This is a genomic window from Mesorhizobium sp. M7A.F.Ca.CA.003.01.2.1 (assembly GCF_003998945.1).
Taxonomy (GTDB): Bacteria; Pseudomonadota; Alphaproteobacteria; order Rhizobiales; family Rhizobiaceae; genus Mesorhizobium; species Mesorhizobium ciceri.
In genome coordinates, this window is record NZ_RZRA01000325.1 from 1 (window position 1) to 5,485 (window position 5,485).

Annotated in this window: 5 protein-coding genes and 1 pseudogene; 5 read left to right on the plus strand and 1 reads right to left on the minus strand. The window is 57.7% G+C overall.

What is annotated here, in order from left to right; translation table 11 throughout:
• Positions 1–91: 91 nt before the first annotated feature.
• On the minus strand, positions 92–766 hold the full coding sequence (locus tag EN969_RS14990) for a response regulator transcription factor (protein WP_063170174.1): 675 nt from the start codon (positions 764–766) through the stop codon (positions 92–94).
• Between the two features lie 480 nt (positions 767–1,246).
• On the opposite strand from EN969_RS14990, the gene EN969_RS14995 reads away from it, so the two are divergent.
• From EN969_RS14995 to EN969_RS15015, 5 genes and pseudogenes are all read left to right on the plus strand, one after another.
• Positions 1,247–1,969, plus strand: coding sequence for a sugar phosphate nucleotidyltransferase (locus tag EN969_RS14995; protein ID WP_013533115.1), 723 nt, complete (start codon positions 1,247–1,249; stop codon positions 1,967–1,969).
• 39 nt (positions 1,970–2,008) lie between these two features.
• Positions 2,009–3,145, plus strand: coding sequence for a DegT/DnrJ/EryC1/StrS aminotransferase family protein (locus EN969_RS15000; protein ID WP_013533116.1), 1,137 nt, complete (start codon positions 2,009–2,011; stop codon positions 3,143–3,145).
• Positions 3,142–3,816 (plus strand): sugar transferase, encoded by a 675-nt coding sequence (locus EN969_RS15005; RefSeq protein ID WP_013533117.1) that lies wholly within the window; start codon positions 3,142–3,144, stop codon positions 3,814–3,816. The genes EN969_RS15000 and EN969_RS15005 overlap by 4 nt, the downstream gene beginning before the upstream one ends.
• A gap of 87 nt (positions 3,817–3,903) precedes the next feature.
• On the plus strand, positions 3,904–4,908 hold the full coding sequence (locus tag EN969_RS15010; protein ID WP_063167490.1) for an SDR family NAD(P)-dependent oxidoreductase: 1,005 nt from the start codon (positions 3,904–3,906) through the stop codon (positions 4,906–4,908).
• Positions 4,905–5,485: pseudogene (locus EN969_RS15015) on the plus strand (hypothetical protein); the annotation flags it as partial. The gene EN969_RS15010 and the pseudogene EN969_RS15015, both read left to right, overlap by 4 nt.

The following is a 5,485-nucleotide window of genomic DNA, read 5'->3' on the forward strand; positions in this document are numbered from 1 at the left end:
GGTGAGCCTATCGTGGGCCACTCTTCCAAGCTTGAGATGCTGGATCACGGACTGAAATATTCGGTCCGGCTGCCGCCAAAAGCAATCGGCGCTAGTTGATGTCCCTGGCGGCCCATGTCTTCAGCAAAACCGCGGCTTCCGTTCGATTTCGTGCCCCAAGTTCGCGCAGGACGGCAGCCGCATGAATCTTCGTCGTCGCTTCTGCAATTTCAAGAGAGCGGGCAATCTCTTTGTTCGAGTAACCTTCAGCCATCAACCTGAGGACTTCCTTCTGTCTGGACGTAAGCCTGCCCAGATTGTTGACGCTGATGGTCCTGTGGGGCATTTGCGTGGGAGCCTCGGATGGAAGGCGCACCGACGCCTTGGACCTTTGTGAAAGAAGTGCCGGAACGTAAATGCGGCCAGCCAGGATTTCGTTCACCGCCAGGACCACCTCCTCGTCCGTTTGGGACTTTACGATATAGCCATGAAGTCCAATCGAGAGGGCAGTTAGAATCTCGGCGCGTGAATCGGTCCCTGAGACAATTGCAAACCGTGTGTCGGGATGAGCCGGTAAGACGTCGCGAAGGTCGTCCTGACCGGACAGTCCCGGCATGTTCAGGTCGATGATGGCGAGATCAACAGGCGCCTGATCTTCAAGCAAGCTTATGACGGTATCAAAACACGCCGCTTCGAATATTTCCAAGTCTGGAATGCCGGCCATCAAAGCCAGTCGCAGCCCACGACGATACAAGCCGTGATCATCGGCGATGATAATACGATACATGAACCACCCACCTTTTGGCAGCCCGCATGTGTCCCTAGCTGCCGAAACCTCCCTTTGGATGGACTGTACGGTGACCCAACACAGATCAGCCGCCCGCTGATCCCCCGTATGTCGACGCTCGCCGCCGCCCATCGGCACATTTCAACCTTCTAATATAGCTTACAATCGCACACATTTCAGGGCCAGATGTTGAAGTGTTTTTTTCGTACGAACGGTAGCGATGCCCTTCCGAGCAGGTCGTTGCCGGCGCCGGACATGTGAACAGTTCCCAGCTCTGATCGCCCTGCCGCCCCCATGCCCTGCCAACTGGAATATTGAATCAAAAGGCCGGGAAAGTGCCATTCAAATGCACGACGACGCCTTCTTAAGCGCCACTTACCATCGCTGCACTCCGGAGAGGCAAAACCAACACTGGCGTACCTTCCGGCCGGGTGGGTTGGACCCATCACACCGCGACAGTCGTATCAATAGGAGGACGAGATGAAAGCGGTCATTCAGTGCGGTGGAATGGGAACACGCCTTCGGCCTTTCACTTCCATATTGCCCAAGCCTCTCATGCCGATCGGTGCTCGACCGGTTCTTGAATTGCTTTTGAAGTGGCTGCGGCGGAACGGCATTCAGGAAGTCTACGTCACGACCGGCTATCTGGGGCACTTGATCCGCACCGTATGCGGGGACGGATCCCAGTGGAATCTAAGGATACGCTACACCCAGGAACTGGAACCTCTCGGCACCATTGGCCCGCTCTCCCTGATCAGGGAGGAACTGGACGAGCCGTTCATTGTTCTCAATGGGGACGTACTTACCGATCTCAGTCTCAGCCGGTTTGTGGCATCACACCGCACACACACGGATCCAGTCACCATAGCCACCGCATCCCGCGTCATCAAGATGGACTTCGGCGTCATCGACGAGGTCGACAATACCGTTCAAGTATTTCGTGAAAAACCGACGCTATCCCATCTGGTAAGCATGGGAATATATTGCATGAATCCAGACGTTTTTCGTTTTATACCTGACGGCATCGCCTTCGGATTCGACGATCTCATGCTGCAGATGATGCAAAACGGCACGAATGTGCACGTCTACAAACATGACGGGCTTTGGCTGGATATCGGACGCGTTGAAGATTTTCAAAACGCACAAACCATTGCCTGGGAAGAGCAGTCCGCATCGATCGAGGTCTCGGCAGCGGCCGCTTGAGGGCTGAACGCTCGACCACGCCAACATGAGGAGGTCGTAATGCTCTTGGTCAGCGCTCCTATTCTTGGCTTTCCGGAAAAGGCGGCCTTGGCCAAAGTTGTCGACAGTGGGTGGCTGACGATGGGGGACCAGGTACGAGCCTTTGAAGAGGCCTTCGCGGCCGTGCATGATGCGGTCGATTGCGTTGCCGTCAGCTCTTGCACCGCCGCCCTGCATCTCATTCTCCATGCACTTGGGATCGGTCCCGGAGACGAAGTTCTGGTTCCCTCGCTGACCTTCGTGGCGACCGCGAATGCAGTGCTCTACGTAGGAGCAACACCGGTATTCGTCGACATAGAGTCGGCCGAAGTGCCACTGATGTCCCTAAGCGACGCGGAAGCCAAGTGCACCGGACGCACCAAGGCCGTCATTCTCGTCCACTTTGCCGGCTACCTCGCCGACCGGGAAGAATGGCAGAGATTTGCCCGTGTGCGAGGACTGCATATCGTCGAGGATGCCGCGCATGCTCCCGGCCTTAAGGAGGTGGGGACTTATGGTGCGGCCGCGGCCTTTAGCTTCTACGGCAACAAGAACATGACCACCGCGGAAGGTGGGGCCGTAATCGCCCGGGATGCACAGCTCCGTGAAGCGATCCGCCAGGCTCGCGGACATGGGATGACCAGCGGCACACATCAGCGGCTGAACAGCCGCACGCCGCAATACGATGTGACGATGCTCGGTTTCAATTATCGCATGGATGAATTGCGCGCCGCTATTGGCTTGGTCCAGCTTCAGAACCTGCAGGAATGGAATGAAATCCGGCGCATATTGGTCGTCCTCTATCGACGTCTGATCGCAGACTATTGCTCGGCTGTGACAGTTCCGTTCTGCAAACCGCGGACCTCGGCCTATCACATCATGCCTGTCCTCCTGCCACATGACGTCGACCGGCAAACGGTGATCGACCATCTGCGAACGAAGGGAATACAGACCACAATCCACTATACGCCCGTGCACCAGATGACGCTCTATCGCCAAATGTTCACTGAAATCCATCTGCCGAAGACCGAGGATTTCGCGCAGCGGGAGTTGACGATTCCACTACACCCGCAAATTACGGCAAGTGCGATCGAGTCGGTGGTTGTTGCGTTGGCCACCGCGATTGAAAGCAGCGGGCGCGCGGGAGCCGCGGCATGAACGCACTCGACGTGACGATGCATCGGCCCGCCGTAGCTGGCACCAGCCATGGAATTGCCAGGCGCGCGATGGATATCATCCTCGCCGCAGCAGCGGGAATGGCACTCGCTCCGCTGATGCTACTGATTGCTGTTGCACTCTTTGTCGAGGGTGGTTGGCCCGTGCTTTTCGCACAGACGCGCCTGGGTGCCGGCGCAAAACCATTTCGCATGTACAAGTTCCGCAAATTCAAGACAACAGCTGATCCTTTCGGCCTTGCGCTGACCATGAACGATGACAGCCGCATGACGCGGATAGGCCGTTTTCTCGCGGCAACGAAACTTGATGAGTTGCCGCAACTGTGGAACGTTTTTACGGGAGACATGGCAATTGTCGGCCCGCGGCCGGAAAGCCTTGCCTTCGCCGATTGTTTCCGCGGCGGCAATGAAGCCGTCCTGCAGTGGAAGCCCGGCCTGCTCGGCCCGACCCAGGTTCTCTTCCGTCACGAAGCCTGTTTTTACCCGCCATCCCTTGATCCGCTCCTGTTTTATCGAGAGGTCCTGTTCCCGGCCAAGGCAACGATCGACCTCGCCTATTATCCGCGGCGCACGATTGCATCGGACCTCGTCTGGATAATGCGAGGCTTCAGGGCGGTTTTCGGCGTGTCCCTGCCTCCCGCGGCAAGTGGATAGAGTTGGAAAGTGAGGAGAGTTTGGCATGAATGGATCGTTGTTCGTTCGCCAGTTTGTCAGCTCACACGATCAAAGGAGTGCGCAGTCGTGAGCTATCACGGCAGGAAGGTCCTGGTCACGGGTGCGGATGGATTTATCGGATCCCACCTCACGGAAGCGCTGGTGCACGAAGGCGCCGATGTCACGGCACTGGCCCTCTACAACTCGTTCGACAGCCATGGCTGGCTGGACGATTTACCCGACCACGTTCGAAGCCAGCTGCAATGCATTCGTGGGGATGTTCGTGACAGCGCGTTCATCAACCGGATCGTGCGCGGCCAGGCGGCGGTGTTTCATCTGGCTGCGCTGATTGCGATTCCCTACTCCTACGCGGCTGCCCAATCCTATGTGGAAACCAATGTGCTGGGCACCGTGAATGTCCTCGAAGCGGCACGCCACTGGGAAACCGAACGCATTGTGCATACGTCCACGAGCGAGGTTTATGGCACCGCTCTGACCATGCCGATCGACGAATCCCACCCACTGCAGGGACAGTCCCCCTACTCTGCATCCAAGATCGGCGCAGACATGATGGCGGCGTCCTATGCCAGGTCCTTCGATGTGCCGGTGGTCATCCTGCGACCGTTCAATACATACGGGCCGCGCCAGAGCGAGCGGGCCATCGTGCCGACCATCATAAGGCAGGCTCTGGACGAGAACTGTCCGGCGATCATGGTCGGCGACACCAGCCCTATCCGCGACCTTACCTTTGTGGAGGACACTGCTGCGGCATTTGTGGCGGCAGGGGCGGCCGAGCTTGAATTTGGCCATGCCTACAATGCAGGCAGCCAGCGCGCCGTCAGTGTCTCGGACGTTTTGGAGTTGGTGCTCGAGTTGAGTGGCACCAGGAAACCAGTTCGTCGAGATGAAAGCCGGATGCGGCCGCAAAACTCCGAGGTTCGCGCGTTGCTCGCCGATTCCTCGAACCTTGAAAGTAAAGTCGGATGGCGGGCACATACGAGCTTGCGTGATGGTCTGGAAAAGACCATCGAGTGGTGGCGCTCGCGCCTCAGCGAAGGCCGCGTCCGACGCGAAATGAGCTACATGACATGACCTTTCCGCGGCTCATACCAGCTTTGCTGTTGATGGCCGCTCTGCTGGCGCTGCACACAGCCGGAAACCGGCCGAGCGGTGCGGCAGGCACGGAGCCGGCAATGGATCTGCCCGCTTATCTGAAACCTGCAACTGATCCGGCGACAGGGATCCGCTTTACTCGGATCACTCAGCCCGGAGCGCTTGGCAGCGGAATTGTCTGCGGCAAAATATATTGCAGTCATCGCTACTCGAGCGCGCAAGCCTGGAATGCGGATCAGAGCCTCCTCGTCCTCATGAACGGCTGCAACGGCATGTGTTTCCTCGACGGGAAAACCTACCTCCCTTTGTTTCATCGCAACAAGTCGGGTGAGTGCGAATGGCGCCCTCGAAACGCGGAGATGATGATCTGTGTCGATGGTCAAAAGATATCGACCTGGGCGCCCCGCACCAATCGTGAGGACATAGTGTATGCCGCAACGAAATATCGGGATCTCGAATTCGGCCCGTCCAAGGGAAATCCTAGTCGTGACGGCAACCGCATTGCCGTACGCGCGACCCGCAATGATGGAGCTGCTGTCGTCTTCGCATACGACAT